Annotated in this window: 8 protein-coding genes and 1 pseudogene; 8 read left to right on the forward strand and 1 reads right to left on the reverse strand. The window is 30.5% G+C overall.

Annotated features, from left to right (window positions below; all coding sequences use genetic code 11):
* Positions 1 to 47: 47 nt before the first annotated feature.
* Genes AC4CVH_RS11975 through AC4CVH_RS11990 form a run of 4 tightly spaced genes read left to right on the forward strand, consistent with a single transcriptional unit; the run spans position 48 to position 10,047 of the window.
* The gene (locus tag AC4CVH_RS11975) at positions 48 to 1,625 is read left to right on the forward strand and encodes a hypothetical protein (protein WP_490787986.1); all 1,578 of its coding nucleotides are present in this window, start codon (positions 48 to 50) and stop codon (positions 1,623 to 1,625) included.
* A 4-nt stretch (positions 1,626 to 1,629) separates the two neighbouring features.
* The gene (locus AC4CVH_RS11980) at positions 1,630 to 3,639 is read left to right on the forward strand and encodes a hypothetical protein (RefSeq protein WP_490787987.1); all 2,010 of its coding nucleotides are present in this window, start codon (positions 1,630 to 1,632) and stop codon (positions 3,637 to 3,639) included.
* Position 3,640: 1 nt separating this feature from the next.
* Positions 3,641 to 4,693, forward strand: a complete 1,053-nt coding sequence (locus tag AC4CVH_RS11985; protein ID WP_490788007.1) for a hypothetical protein — start codon at positions 3,641 to 3,643, stop codon at positions 4,691 to 4,693.
* 20 nt (positions 4,694 to 4,713) lie between these two features.
* Complete coding sequence (locus AC4CVH_RS11990) at positions 4,714 to 10,047, forward strand: DEAD/DEAH box helicase (RefSeq protein ID WP_490787988.1); 5,334 nt, start codon at positions 4,714 to 4,716, stop codon at positions 10,045 to 10,047.
* A gap of 34 nt (positions 10,048 to 10,081) precedes the next feature.
* Here the strand turns inward: AC4CVH_RS11990 and AC4CVH_RS11995 are convergent.
* Positions 10,082 to 11,388, reverse strand: a pseudogene (locus tag AC4CVH_RS11995) (IS1182 family transposase).
* A gap of 241 nt (positions 11,389 to 11,629) precedes the next feature.
* On the opposite strand from AC4CVH_RS11995, the gene AC4CVH_RS12000 reads away from it, so the two are divergent.
* From AC4CVH_RS12000 to alsE, 4 genes are all read left to right on the forward strand, one after another.
* Complete coding sequence (locus tag AC4CVH_RS12000) at positions 11,630 to 12,067, forward strand: PTS sugar transporter subunit IIA (RefSeq protein WP_490787989.1); 438 nt, start codon at positions 11,630 to 11,632, stop codon at positions 12,065 to 12,067.
* Between the two features lie 11 nt (positions 12,068 to 12,078).
* On the forward strand, positions 12,079 to 13,458 hold the full coding sequence (ulaA, locus tag AC4CVH_RS12005) for a PTS ascorbate transporter subunit IIC (RefSeq protein WP_490787990.1): 1,380 nt from the start codon (positions 12,079 to 12,081) through the stop codon (positions 13,456 to 13,458).
* Between the two features lie 21 nt (positions 13,459 to 13,479).
* Positions 13,480 to 13,749 carry a PTS sugar transporter subunit IIB gene (locus tag AC4CVH_RS12010; protein WP_490787991.1) on the forward strand — a complete coding sequence of 90 codons (270 nt, stop codon included), beginning with the start codon at positions 13,480 to 13,482 and terminating at the stop codon, positions 13,747 to 13,749.
* Positions 13,750 to 13,885: 136 nt separating this feature from the next.
* Positions 13,886 to 14,563 (forward strand): D-allulose 6-phosphate 3-epimerase, encoded by a 678-nt coding sequence (gene alsE, locus AC4CVH_RS12015; RefSeq protein WP_490787992.1) that lies wholly within the window; start codon positions 13,886 to 13,888, stop codon positions 14,561 to 14,563.
* Positions 14,564 to 14,679: the final 116 nt, after the last annotated feature.

Here is a 14,679-nt window from a genome sequence, read left to right on the forward strand (position 1 = left end):
CTACATTGAATATTGGCAATTTTATGTAATTTGTGCGGAGGTACAGAATGAAATTTGGTATTGATAAAGAAGGCAGGAAAGTACATTATAAAAATGCTTTACAATGGAAACAATATTTTTGCCCTTATTGTACAGAAAAACTAGTTCTTCGTAATGGTAAAAAGCCTTGTTTTGCACATAATGTGATAAAAGAGAGAACACCTTTGCAGCGTATGTGTCCTGAGTATCATGAAAGTTTAGGGTATAGTAAAATTGATAATGCAGCTGATGTTGCATATGTGATGAACGGTGGAATTCCATTGTATTTGTGTAATGATGGGAATAGGTTTGAACTCCGTGCCTATTTTCCTACTATAAGTGAAAATTGCAGAAATAAATTGATACAAAATCGGGCAGAAGTTCTTATTAACAAAAAGAAGTGGTGCTGTATAGAAAATTTAAGTTATTATAGAGTATACGATATTACCAAATGGATAGATATCAGTATTAAACCTAAATTAGGTACAGAATTTAAAGAAGTAAAAAGGAAATGGCTATATGGAATAAAAGGCATTGATATAAAAAATGACATATATTACTCAAGTGAAAATGGAGGATATCGTGTAGCTATAAAAGCTAATATTTATGTTGGTAAAAAATATAGAATGATGTTTTTAGAAAAAGCACCTTGGGTTAATGGTATTGTATTTAAAAATGTAGGTCAAATTAAATTGAAAGAAAACTGCAAACAGAAAGTATTTAATATATATGAGATGAAAATTATAAAATTTACAGAAGAGGTAAGACAGTTTATAGAAGGAAAAAGTTATCATCTTGCTGATAAAATAAGTGAAATTATACCTTTGTGGCCGCCTGCTGTGTGTGATGGAAAAGAACTTACTTTTAACGGTGATACAGCATGGTTTTATCATTTAACTAACAATAGTAGTGAATACCTTTACGAAATACAAGATGGGAAAATGTATTTTTTATCGGGTAATAGAGTCTTTAAAATCTCTAATATATGTGCATTTAGTGAGAAAGTCGTTGTAATTACAAATAAAATAATTAAAGATCAAAAAATATTAGACAATATAGATGATACAAATGTTTCAGCAGAGATTAAATATATTTTAAATTATAAAAAAAGATTAAACTATAAAAATTTATTAGAAGTTAAAATAATAATGAAAGATATTAGAGGAAATATCATCGATTATAACAAGGATAATAATTCTGTCCCTGAAAAAGGTATTTTGTCTATGGATTCTAATGTTCCGATTATAGCAAAAGTGATGAAAGGTAATTATTGTATATATTCGGGTAAATATGGCTTAGAGAAAATAGATTATGGAAGAACAATAAATATTGATTGCAGGGGATTTGGAAATATATATTACAGATATAATAGAGTTTGCAGGTATAGAAAAATAAATTGGAAAGGTATACGTGAAAAATTTTATATGTATAGAGGAGGAGTTACAGGTTCTGCAACTTATGAAAATAAAATATTAATGTACAAGCTTAGAAAAAATCTTACTAAAGAAAACAAGGATATATATAAAATCTTATATAAGTGGATTTGGACAGAAAAAGTACCTGTAAATCTGCAGAAACTTTTACATGAAATGGGGGAGAATTTATAATATAATGATTGAATTTGAAAAGTTGGATAAAAGTAAAATAAGATTAATAATAGAATTTTTTCTACCTATAACACCTGGGCTGATAGAATTTTTAAAGAAAAAAAGAGAACTGTTTGGGAATGAACTTGATGGAGCAGATTTAAAAGTGAATTCACTGGTATTGCAAAGGAAAATACCAAATGTTTTTTCAAATGAGATTAAACGAAAAAATAGTGTGGTGATTAATTTTGTTGAAAAAAATGTAGGTGGAAGGTTAGATGAAATTAATCAATATATAAAATCAAAATTTGGCTCAATGCAAAATATAGAAAAGACAATACAGAGTAATAGAGAAGAAAATTATATAAAGTTATTAGATATTTTATTAGAAAAAATGGAGTCAAAATATATAGGAAAAAGTATGGAATGGGTTTCGTTATTTTTGAATTTAAATGGGATTTATATTAATGAACGGCAACGAGAAATGATTGAAAACAGTATTGAAAAGGTTGTTGAACTCAGGAAAATAGAAAAGCGGGTGCTAAAAGAAGAAAAAAAATTAGAAATAAAATATGAGAAAGAACTTAAATCTATAGAAAATAAATTTAAAAATGAAAATCAGATTTTAAGCTCACAAATTTTGGAAAAAGAAAGGGCTATTGAAAATATAAATCAAATGCTTAATGAAAAAAATGAATATATAGATGAACAACAGAAGAACTATGATTATTTAAAAGAGAAATCAGAGTCTTTAGAATCTAAGATTGGTGAAATCAAGAAAGAATTAAATGATAACAAAGAAAAATGGCAGCAAAATATAATTAAGGAAAAGCAGAAAAATCAAAAGTTAGAAAATATAAATGAAGATCAAAATAAAAAGATTGAGTATCTAGAAAATGAATTAAATCGACGATATGAAAATTATAGCAGTGAATATAAATCAATGTGGGAAAAAGAGAATCAGTTGGTAATAGATAGAAAAATATATGAAAAGAATAGTTTAAAGGAAAATGTTAAAAAATTAAAAAAAGAAATTATAAACTTAAATGAGGAAAAAGAAAAATCTCGAAAAAGATTAAAAGAATATAATGGTGTAGTAAGTGGTTTTATTAATAATATTGATAAAGAACTTATTAGATCAGCCCTAGAATCTTCGGCTTTAAATATAAAAGAATTACAAGAAAAAGAAAATAACATGCAATTGCATATTAAATATCAAATTAAGTGTAATAAAATGGAGCTTCTTAATGGTACAGATGAAGAAGAATGGAGCAATACAATATTAGATAATCTTAAAAATATAGGTGCAGTGGAAGATGGATATGAATGGTCAGATTACATAATAAGTGTATTAGCAGCTAGAATGATACCACTTATTGTTGGGTACAGGACTAGAGAAATTGCCAAGGCTATAAGTTGTTCATATGCAGGAGAAACACCTTATATTATCACTCTATCGCCAAGATATAATAAAGTAAATGAATTGATAGATCTTTATCATAATTCTGAAGCTAAAGTTATTTTAATAGAAAATGCAATAGGTCAGATGAATGAATCTTTGTTGCTTCCATTCTTTAAAGAATATGTTGAATCGAAAGAAGATAATAAAATTATATTGTTATCGTGTGAAGATATTAATATGGCTAATTTAATACCATCATATTTATTTGAATATTTGGCACTTATTAAAATATCAGATATTAGACCGGTAGTGCAATTTGATTATAATTATGCCGATAATATGAAAATATTGCAATCAATTAGAAAGAGTAAATTGAATATAGAGGATAGTTATAAAAAGCTAAAAAGACTGCTTGAATATATTGAAGCTGAAGATTCCTATATAATTACTAGAAGTTTGATACTAGCTTATTTGTGTAATATGGAAGATGTGGGAAGTGCTCTTAAATGTTTAAGTATATGTGATTTAAAATCAATGTTTAAAGATGATGTAAGAGAAAAAATCGGGAGTAATATAGATAACTATCCTGATTATTTTGCACAAGAGTTAAAGGAATCTATAGTAGGTGATTGATATGGATGAATTGATACTGCAAATTTCGAGAGATTTAAGGATGTATCCTTTTGATGGCGAGACGGCTGAGGAATATGGCAATAGAGTGATATATTGTGCATTGGCAGCATGGGCAAAAGTTCAAATTCTAGGAAATTCCTATGTTGAAATAATGAATGAAACTGAAAGAGAATATCCATGCGTAAGTCAACGCTATGTAAATGAAAGACTAAGACATATTGCTAATGGATTAGTTAATGCAATTCCTCATTTAAAAAAGTGGACAGAAGTAAATGACACTCGGTCAGTAAAAAAAGAGTTGAGTAATTATATAATTGGGGAATTGATTTTTTGTTATCAAATAAATAAAACATGTAAAACACAGTGGTTGACATCATCACCTGAGAGAATAGTATATTTTAAAAACAATGAATTGATTTTGGGTGGTGTAGATTGGAACAGTAGTCTTAAAGGGGATTGTGCTGTTGGCTTGGGAGAATGGAAAAATAAAAAGCAACAATGTGAACCTAATTATAGGAAAGTGTTTAATATACCTGAATGCAACTTAGAGGAATATTATAGATCTTTAGAAGAAAATGCTTCCTGGCAGCTAGATGAATTAGAAGATGACTATGAATATTTTAGTGGAGAGAATGGCTTGTGGCACAGCAAAGCCTGGAGAAAACTTAATAGATCATGTATTCCTAATGGTATTTCATTACTTAGAAGAAGTGATCAGAAATGTAATTATGTTTTACTGTATCATAAAAAAGGAAAATTTTTTACGGCCAAACTGGATGAATGGTATTATAGGGAGAAAGAGATAAACAGAATTATGTATGCTTTGGATTATTATCGTGGTAAGCCTGCAATATTTAAAGCAAAAACAAATGGAAAAATAATAGAATTGCATTGCCATAGTAGATTACCTGATGCAGAAACCAGAATACTTTTAATGTCATCCTGGCCTAAAAGAACGTATGACGATATTTATTTAAGAGAAATTCCTGTATTTATGTGGAAAGATATAGAAGATATGCTGGACGGATTAGGGATTCAAGTAGTATTTAAATAACTATAGAAAGGAGAAAAATAGTGAGCCAATTAGGAATCAGAAAGATACATGAAAAGCTAAAGGAAAAACTTGCAAATTATATTAAGACTCAATATTTTGCAGAAAATGATTTGTTACTAGAAGCTACAAAATCAATGTTAAATGAAGAAGGTGTATTGTTCCGGGAGCCTTTTATTGAAGTAACACAAAATTATAAGGTTGAGATAGAAGGATTTAAAAATGCAGATTTGGATGAAAATATAAAGAGATACTTAGATTATTTAGTAAAAAATAATTTAGGTGTTTTTGATACACCTTTTTCACATCAAGTTAAAGCACTCGAAGCTTTTTATCATGATAAAGATATGTTAGTTACGACTGGGACTGGTTCAGGTAAAACAGAATGTTTTCTTTGGCCTATATTAACTGAGATGATAGGACAAGCAGCTGCTGATATAAATAATTGGGAACAAGAAGGTATAAGAGCACTTATTTTATATCCAATGAATGCTCTAGTATCAGATCAACTGGGAAGAATACGCAATATTGTAGGAAGAGCAGATGATGATTATATGAACCTTATGAAACAGGAAAGCAATAATGATGTCAGAAGATTAAGGTTTGGTATGTATACGGGACGTACACCTTATTCAGGAAAAGAAGATAAAAATAAAAATAAGAAGCTTTCTAAATTATTGAAAAGTACATATTATCAAAAAGGTGAATATAAGAAAATGTTATATGAAGAATTGAAAAAAGCAGGAAAAATTCCAGCTAAAGATTTAAATGCTTTTATTTGTGCCTTGGATAAGGGAATTCAAGTAACCGGGGAGAATGATGCTGAACTTCTGACGCGTACTGAAATGCAGAAAATATGCCCTGATATCCTTATTACTAATTACAGTATGCTTGAATTTATGCTTATGAGACCCATTGAGCAGTGCTTTTGGGAAAAGACAAGAAAATGGTTAAAACGTTCAATAAATAATAAACTTTTATTAGTCATAGATGAAGCTCATATGTATAGAGGTGCTGCAGGGGGAGAAGTTTCTTTACTTATTAGAAGACTATTGGATAAGTTAGATATTAGCAGAGAACAAGTTAAATGTATATTAACTAGTGCTAGTGTACCGCCTAACAGTGAAAAGGAATTACGAAAATTTGCTTGTGGTTTAACAGGGCAAAGTTTGAAAAAAGATAAATTTTCTATTATTGAAGGAGAGAAAACGCTGCTATTAGGTCATGAAAAAGGTAATAAAGAAGATGTGAATTGCCTTTTACAGCTTGACTATGATAAATTACAGGGTGATGAAAAGAATTTAAAGGATCAGCTTATTATACTCTCGCAATCATTCAAGTGGGGGAAAATTACACATAATTATAATGATTGGCTCTATGAAAAATTATCTAAATATCCACCTATGTTGGAACTGATTAAATTATGCAGTGGTAGTGCTGTTCCATTTAAGAAAATTGCCAAATGTGTTTTTAAAGGAGTTTCTCAAGAAGATGCAGAAAAGGCAACGGAGATTTTATTAGCATTAGGAGCATTATCACGATCTAGAGATGGTAAGGTATTACTTTCAGCTAAAGTGCATTTATTATTCAGGGGAATAAATGGTATATATGCTTGTATAAACCCGGAGTGTAAAGATAATCATGAAATAATGGGAATAAAAATAGGACATATTAGCAATCAGCCTAATTTTACATGTCCTAAATGTGGAGGAAGGGTTTTTGAGCTTGTCGGAGATAGACGATGTGGCACATTATTTATTCGAGCATTTAAAGAAAGTGAAGATATGGGATATCACACGTTTTTATGGCAGGATAGCAGTAAATTTATCGATAATCCTAGAGAAATACATTTGTGGTTGGCACCAAAGTATAGAACTAAAGATGATATATTTAAAGAGGGAGTAAAAAATAGTAAATCAAGAAAAGAATCTATATTTGGATATATTAACAGTCAGACAGGAATTTTATATGAAGGAGAAGAATTTTCTAATAAAAAAGGATTTATTAGAGTATTAATACCGAGAACTTATGATAAAGATAAAAAAATGTATACTTTTAAGATGTGTCCCAATTGCGGGAGAGAAAAAAATAATCCAACACCATTTAGGGTAAGGGGAAATGAACCTTTTGCCAATTTAGTTACAGAGCAGTTGATAGATCAGCCAGTTAAAAATACAAAATTGAAGAATGAGGGAAAAAAAGTGCTCCTGTTTTCTGACAGTAGGCAGCGTGCAGCTACACTAGCACGTGATTTGACAATAGCGACTGATGGAGATGCAGGAAGACAAGCCATTTTTATGGCGCAAAAAGAGTTAAATAAAAGATATGGTGAAGAGCAGAAATCGCTTGATATATTGTATTATGCATTTCTTAAGGTCGTTGAGGAAAATAATATTTCATTTTTTTATGGAGATGAAAAAAAAGAATTTAATGAACAATTAGAACGTTATAGAGATATGTATGGTAGTAAAAATAAAAAAAGGTTAAATTATGAAAGAATGGCGAGAAGGTTAGGAACTCCACCTAAAATGTTTTATCAGCTTCTTTTAAAAAACATCAGTGATAGTTATCGTTCTTTTAATAACCTTTGCTTAGGACAAATTGTTCTTTTAGAAAAAGGTGAAGATGCAGAGGAATTGGAGGAATTAATATTAAAAGGAGTAAAAAGAAATACTGAATTAGATGTAAATATTATTAGAAATATATATAATACATGGATTCAAAATATTTTAGTTAAAGATATAGCTATATTTCCATTAGTATCTGATGAAGTGAGGAACAGTATATTACCTTTCGATAAAGGAAACTTAGGTATTAGAGAAGAAGATAAGTTTCCTAAATATTTGATTGAAATACTAAAGGCAAATGGAATAAATAAAAATCAGATAGAAGAAATGAGAAGAAATTTTGTTTTATTGCTTACTGATGTAAACAAAGACAGCCATGTATCTCATAATAATAGATATTTGCTGTCGAGCAATTTGATGTTAAAAACAAATGAAAATGGTAAATGGTATAGATGCAATAGGTGTTCAGGCACATCTACATTTACTTTATTTGATAGTTGTATTTATTGTGGCAGTAAGGATTATTTATCAGAGATGTCACAAAAAGACTTAGAAAGATATGATTTTTGGAGAAAGCCTGTAATAGAAGCGATACAAGGAAGAAAAATTAAGAACTTTGTGACTGACGAGCATACAGCACAATTATCTCATAAAAGCCAAGAAAATGATGTTTGGGCAACTACGGAAAAAAATGAAATGCTTTTTAGAAATATTTTAATAAAAAAGAATAGTGAGCCAATTGACATTTTAAGTTGTACGACTACTATGGAGGTAGGAATTGATATTGGGTCATTAACAGCAGTTGGCTTGAGAAATGTACCGCCTATGAGGGAAAACTATCAGCAACGTTCCGGACGTGCAGGAAGGAAAGGTGCAGCTGTTTCTACCATTGTAACATATACAGAAAATGGACCGCATGATGCATGGTATTTTAATCATCCAGGAGAGATTATTTCAGGTAATCCCAGAATACCCTGGATTGACTATACTAATGAAAAACTAATCGGAAGACATCTGAATTTGATTTTATTACAAGAATTTTTTATGTCCTATGAAATGAGTATGGCTGACATAGATGTTATAAATTTCTTTTCAGAGGAAGTAAAGCCCAATTATCTAAATTTCATTGAATGGCTAAAAGATAGATTACCATTGTCACAAGAAAGAGTAAAAAGACTTATACCTGATGAAATTTCAATTAGTTGGGATAAATATGAAAAAGATATAACAAAGCAGCTTCAAGAAATAAAAGTAAAAGTTAATAAAAATCCAATTATTTACATGACAAGTAAAAAATGTGAAGAAGACGAAAAAGAGAAATATATTTCATTGATGAATGAGCTTTTTACGGAAGGCCTATTGCCAACATACTCTTTCCCAAGAGATATTGTACATTTTTGGGTTGAAGATAAATATGGTAAAGTAGAACAAAGTCCTGAAAGAAGTATTGATATTGCCCTTAGTGAATATGCTCCGGGCCGTATGCTTGTTATTGATAAAAAGTCCTATATTTCAGGCGGTTTATATGATTATTATACTAAGTATAATAAGGAATATGCATATAAAGCTGCGGAACCATGGTTAAAGATGAATGAATATAATAAACGTATTTATTGTTGTGAGAATCATGACTGTGGATGGTTTGGATTAGAAAACAAAACAGGAGTTTGTCCATTGTGTGGAGGTAGTTTAAGGGAAGAAATTTTGATTAAACCTTGGGGATTTACAGCAAGAGATGGAATGAAAATTCCAGAAGTGAGAGATAATCAAGAATACTCCATTGTAAGTAAACCTTCCTATGCTTCAGTTTATGGTGATACAAGTAAAATGGATTCAATATCAAAAACAGGGCTGATTTGTATGGAAAATAGAAAAGATCAGCAATTGATTCTCGTCAATAAAGGACCTGATGATGAAGGTTTTGATTTATGTACTAAATGTGGTGCCATTGATCCATGTGTAAGCTCGGGTAAAGATAAAAAAGAACGAAAGAGACCGTATAAAGTTTCTTATAAATGGAAGAAAGATATGCAAGAATGTTCTCATACGAGACAAAAAGTATTTTTGGGCTGTGATATACATACTGATATGCTCGTTTTAGAATTAAAATTGGAAAATGAATATATTAATATTGCTAAAGATAGTTTAAACATATGGGTAATACCCGCAGCGACATCATTATCTGAAGCATTAGCACTAGCAGCTAGTAAAGTCTTGGATATTGAATTTAGTGATTTAAGATCAGGATATCGGTTAAGATATGGTAAGGAAAGTATTTATGTAGATATATATTTATATGATAGTTTATCAAGTGGAGCTGGATATGCAAATAGAGTTGCAGATCTAATAGAGGAAGTTATGGACGAAGCTGAAAATAGATTAAAAAAATGTAATTGTGAAACAGCATGCCCAAATTGTTTGCAAAATTTTTGGAATCAATCTATCAGGGCAAATTTGGATCGCAAGGCAGGATTACAGTTGTTAAATTGGGTGAGAAAGGGTGAATTAGCTGAACTTGATCAAAAAAAAGAAATTGATTATATGAAAACACTTGAAGAAATAGCACAATTGCAGGAAGAACCAGGTCACATTATAAAAGGAGAAAATAATTATTGGATAAATATAGGAACACTAAAGAAAAGAATAAAAATTTATCCTGCAATGTGCAATATGAATAAAATAGATAGAGATAAAGAGACAATTTTAATACCTGATAGATTGTTTAAGGTGTCTATTGCAAATGTGTGGAAAATAGTAGAGAAATATATTTATAATAAATCTAATTTATAAATTAGATTACAGACTGTAGACAAAAGCCATATTTTCAAAAATGAAAATATGGCTTTTGGATTATAATGGAAAATATTTGTATCTGGAAATGTATTTTATTAAATACAAGCAAAAATAGCCTCCTTTTCCAGAGCCTATTTGCTAGTTTCTTTAAATTCATGCATGCGAAAGTAAGCGTGACTTCCATTGTCTTAGATGATCGGCTTCTTCAAGATAGTTCTCCCACACATGTCTTACGACAAGTTTGTGTTTGCTTTTACTGTTGGTACATTTACTAATTAAATCACAATTTTTACAATCACAGCAGTTTGATTTATACTCTTTATAACCTTCTCTATTGGTGGTTGAGTACTTTAATATTTTATTATTAGGGCATATATAACAATCATTATATTCATCATATACATACTCGTATTTTTTAAAAAATCCTTTTTTAGTCATAGGACGTTTATATGGCATTGACGGTAAAATACCTGAATCCAGTATAGTTTTTGCAATGGATGGGTTTTTATATCCTGCATCTATTGCGACAGCAAACATTTTATCTCCAAATCTTGAATATACTTTATTATAGAGATCATAGAAAGCAACACTATCATGAACATTTCCAGGGGTAACCTCAAAATCAAGAATAAAATTTGCATCATCACAAGCTGTATGGGCAAGGTATGCGAAGCATTTTTCCTTTTCATTTTTATAGAACATGCCACTTTCTTTGTCGGTAGTACTCTGGACAACTTCCTTGGTTTCTATTTTTTCAGTTTTTTTTAATGGTTTTTTGCCATGATGCTGCCTGTCGGCATCTATTTCTTTATCAAGCTTGTTTTTATATTTTTTAGCTTCAACCTTTACGTTAACTCTTTTGAATTTTTTCTTGTTTGCACTTGCTTTTATATGCGTTGAGTCAATATATACTTGCTCAGCGGCTAAAAATCCTTGTTTTTCAGCTAAATCAAGTATTTTTATAAATATATTGGTAAATATTTCGGTGTTCTTAAATCTTCTTTCATAGTTCTTATTAAATGTAGAAAAGTGTGGAATTTTTTCACTGATTGAGTATCCAAGAAACCATCTATAGGCCATATTGACTTGAATATCTCTTATAGTTTGTCTCATTGAAGGTATACCAAATATATATTGGATAACTACTATTTTTATGAGAACAACGGGATCAATGCTTGGTCTTCCAAAATCAGAGTATAATTCTTCTACATCGTCATATATAAAATTAAAGTTAATAGCTTTATCTATTTTTCTTAATAAATGATCTTTGGGTACTAAATCTTCAAGGCTGTATAATTCAACTTGTGCTCTTATATCTTTTCCTCGTTTTGTTAACATTTTTCATCACCATTTTTATTTTACAATAAAAACAAATGAGTGTCGACTTTGTCGACACTCTGTAATGCAATATAATTGCATTTATTAGTAAAATGCAGCTTTTTACTTTACAGAATTTGAAGCACATTTTTTTGCACTATTAGTGCTGAAAACATATACAAAAGTTGGACTTTTTTTATATAATATGAATCCAGTATAATGAAAGCAAGATGATTATCGTAGATAAAGAAAGGAGAAAAAAATGATTCAAGACATGTTATCAAAATCAAATGTGCAAATTCTGGATAAAGTTTTAAACTGGGAAGACTCAATAATAAAAAGCGTGCAGCCGTTAGTAGACGGAGGATTTGTTACAGATGATTACCCAAAAGCAATAATTGAAGCTACACGGGAAATTGGGCCCTATTATATATTGTCACCTTATATAGCATTACCACATGCTAGACCAGAGAATGGCGTAATAGATAAACAATTGTCGGTTTTGTTGATAAGAGAAGGTGTTAATTTTGAAAATAGGACACAGCCAGTAAAGTTGCTGATAGTTTTGGCCGCAACTGATTCATCTTCACATTTAAAAGCCTTACAGGAATTATCTGAATTACTAATGAACGAAGAAAAAGTTGAACAGTTATTATCAAGCAAAAATGAAGATGTATTATACGATTTAATGATAAATTAGGAGGGGAAATTATGAACGGAATATTGAATATCCTACAACAAATTGCTTCTGTTCCAGCTATATTGGTTGGTCTTATAGCATTAATAGGTTTGTTGTTGCAAAAAGCATCATTTGAAAATACAGTTAAAGGTACAATAAAAACAATTTTAGGTTTCTTGCTTATATCTGCAGGAGCAGGGGTGGTATCTGGAACTCTTGGAGGTTTTGGGGACTTATTTCAGTTATCGTTTGGAGTTTCGGGAGTAGTTCCAAATTCAGATGCCATGGCAGCTATGCTGTTAAAAGATTTTGCTACGGCATCGGCAGCTATAATGGCACTTGGAATGGTTGCCAACATAGTTCTCGCAAGATTCTCAAGATTCAAATATATATTTTTGACAGGCCATCTTACACTATATATGGCAACTTTGATAGCGGCTTGCTTAAGCTTTGTTGGATTAAGAGGAGCATCACTTATAATTTCAGGAGGGTTACTACTTGGATTTTTTATGGCAGTAATGCCGGCAATTGTACAGCCAACAATGCGTAAATTAATGGGAAATGATACTGTTGCCCTTGGTCATTCCGGAAGCATAGCATATTGGCTTGCAGCTCAAACAGGTAAATTATTTGCAAAAAATAAGAAATCAACAGAAGAGATTAAGTTTACAAAAGCTTTGGGATTTATGAGAGACAGTTCAGTGTCAATATCTTTGATAATGTTTGTGTTATACATGATTATATGCGGTGTTTCCATTACAAGTAATCAGCCGGCAGCTGTGAAAATAATAGGAAACCAAAATTGGATTCTCTATTCATTGGTACAATCAGTAACTTTTGCAGGTGGTGTGTATATAATTTTATCTGGAGTAAGATTGGTATTGGCAGAAATAGTACCTGCTTTTAAAGGAATCTCCGAGAAGTTGGTTCCAAATGCAAAACCAGCTATAGACTGCCCTGTAGTATTCCCATTTGCACCAAATGCTGTATTGATAGGATTCATTTGTTCTTTCATTGGAGCAGTTGCAGGACTTGGATTGATAATATTGTTAAATGGCGGAGGAATGGCTTTAGCATTGATCTTACCTGGTGTAGTTCCTCAATTCTTTACTGGAGCTACGGCTGGAGTATTTGGTAACACAGAGGGTGGTATAAAAGGATGCGTAACTGGTTCATTCATCAATGGTTTGATATCCACAATTTTATCAGCATTTCTAATGCCGGTAATGGCTTCACTTGGATACTCCAATATAACATTTGGTGATTCAGACTTTAGTGTTGTTGGATTAGTAGTTAGCAAGTTATCAGGAATGGTTGGCGGAAGTGGCATAATGATAATAATAGCAATTTTGTTTATATTGCCTATAGTATATAATTTTTCTAAAAAGGAAACTGTAAAGGTAGAAAACTAATAAGAATTTGGAGGAATAAGCATGATTAAAAGTATAATGTGTTGTTGTGGAAATGGATTAGGATCATCATTTATTCTTGAAATGAATATTAAGAAAGCTTTAAAAGATTTGAATGTTGAAGGTGTTTCTGTAGGACACACATCAATTTCAGATTTGAGTGAAGGAATGGCTGACTTGATTATTTGTGCACAGGATTTAGTACATGAATGTGAAAGAGGAGGCAATGTAGTAGGACTTGAAAATTTAATGTCAATAGAAGAAATAAAGCAAAAATTAAAGGAATATATATAAGATATTGAGTGTGTAAAAGTGGCCTCTTTTACACACTCAGCCTAAAAAAATCATTGTACTTTTCAAAACTATAGTACATTATACACAGTCTACTATAATTTCAAATATCATTCAAGTAGCACAAAGGAGATAAAAAATGAGTAAAGCAAAATTTTCACCATCACTAATGTGTATGGATTTATTGGATATAAAGAGGCAAATTGAGGTATTGAATAAATATGCAGATATGTATCATGTAGACATTATGGATGGGCATTATGTAAATAACCTGGCATTTTCACCTGATTTTATAAAAGCAATCAAGAGAGTATCAAAACTTCCGTTAGATTGTCATTTAATGGTTACAAATCCCTATGATTACATTGATACTTTAGCAGATGCTGGAGCAGATTATATTTGTCCGCATGCTGAGACTTTAAATTCAATAGGTTTTAGAACAATAAATAGAATAAGAGAGTTAGGGTGTAAAGTAGGAGTTGTACTAAACCCTGAGACACCGGTTGAATATATAAAACAGTATATCCATTTATTGGATAAGATTACGGTGATGAGCGTAGATCCTGGATTTGCTGGTCAACCTTTTATACGTGAAATGCTGGATAAGATTAAATATTTGAAAAAATTAAAGGTTGAAAATAATTATAAATATTTGATTGAAATTGATGGATCAGCCAATAAAAAAACATTTAAAGAGTTAAACAATGCAGGTGTTGAAGTCTTTATCGTTGGTGCATCAGGACTATTTAATTTATGTGACGACATTGAAGATTCATGGAATAAGATGAAAGAAATTTTTAATGAGGAAACTAAGTGATATTTTAACAATAGGCGATTGTAAAATATAATATGTACAAGAGAAAGCTGAGTATAAGATTTATGTAAAAACTAAATTCATACTCAGTTTTCTTTTTTTAACATGAATGATAAAAT

Source organism: Clostridium pabulibutyricum, from assembly GCF_058242705.1.

Bases quoted from the DNA above. Each gene is read 5' to 3' on its own strand.
- AC4CVH_RS12000 (WP_490787989.1), top strand. From the start codon at position 11,630: ATGATTCAAGACATGTTATCAAAATCAAATGTGCAAATTCTGGATAAA.
- AC4CVH_RS11975 (WP_490787986.1), top strand. From the start codon at position 48: ATGAAATTTGGTATTGATAAAGAAGGCAGGAAAGTACATTATAAAAAT.
- AC4CVH_RS12010 (WP_490787991.1), top strand. From the start codon at position 13,480: ATGATTAAAAGTATAATGTGTTGTTGTGGAAATGGATTAGGATCATCA.
- alsE (WP_490787992.1), top strand. From the start codon at position 13,886: ATGAGTAAAGCAAAATTTTCACCATCACTAATGTGTATGGATTTATTG.
- ulaA (WP_490787990.1), top strand. From the start codon at position 12,079: ATGAACGGAATATTGAATATCCTACAACAAATTGCTTCTGTTCCAGCT.
- AC4CVH_RS11985 (WP_490788007.1), top strand. From the start codon at position 3,641: ATGGATGAATTGATACTGCAAATTTCGAGAGATTTAAGGATGTATCCT.
- AC4CVH_RS11980 (WP_490787987.1), top strand. From the start codon at position 1,630: ATGATTGAATTTGAAAAGTTGGATAAAAGTAAAATAAGATTAATAATA.